Here is a 561-nt window from a genome sequence, read left to right as displayed (position 1 = left end):
GGTGCTTTATCCGTGTTGATCACTTGTGGAATTTGCCACTTCTTCACATTATTTAAAATTTTTCCAAGAAAACAATATGCTGATTTGGTATTACGTCTAGAAGAAAGATAAAAATCAATGGTATCGCCACGTTGATCGACTGCACGATACAGATAAGACCATCGTCCATTCACTTTTACATAGGTTTCATCAATATGCCACGAGCTCAGATCTGTAGGATTACGCCAATACCAGCGTAAACGTTTTTCTATTTCAGGAGCATAACGTTGAACCCAACGGTAAATAGTCGTGTGATCAACATTCACACCCCGTTCGGCCAGCATTTCCTGCAGTTCACGATAGCTAATGCCATATTTACAATACCAGCGCACAGCCCAAAGAATGATTTCGCCCTGAAAATGCCGACCATGGAAAGGATTCATATGCTGCACCTTTAGCTAAAACAGTCTTCAGCTTACCATTCGTGGTTATTTGCAACAGTGCCGCTGACGCACACCATCGCCCACCGGGTGGGTCGCTATCTGGAACGGCAAGGCCTGCTGGAACGGGATGTCGAAAACA

General features: G+C 44.2%; 1 pseudogene. It reads right to left on the bottom strand.

The annotated features are described in order from the left end of the window. Nucleotides 1-422, bottom strand: a pseudogene (locus HX005_RS19615) (IS6-like element IS1006 family transposase); the annotation flags it as partial. Between the last annotated feature and the right edge of the window lie 139 nt (nt 423-561).

The organism is Acinetobacter sp. R933-2 (assembly GCF_030325485.1).
Classification (GTDB): Bacteria; Pseudomonadota; Gammaproteobacteria; order Pseudomonadales; family Moraxellaceae; genus Acinetobacter; species Acinetobacter sichuanensis.
The sequence above is the reverse complement of the archived record's forward strand: the minus strand, read 5'-3'. Positions and strand labels throughout refer to the sequence as shown.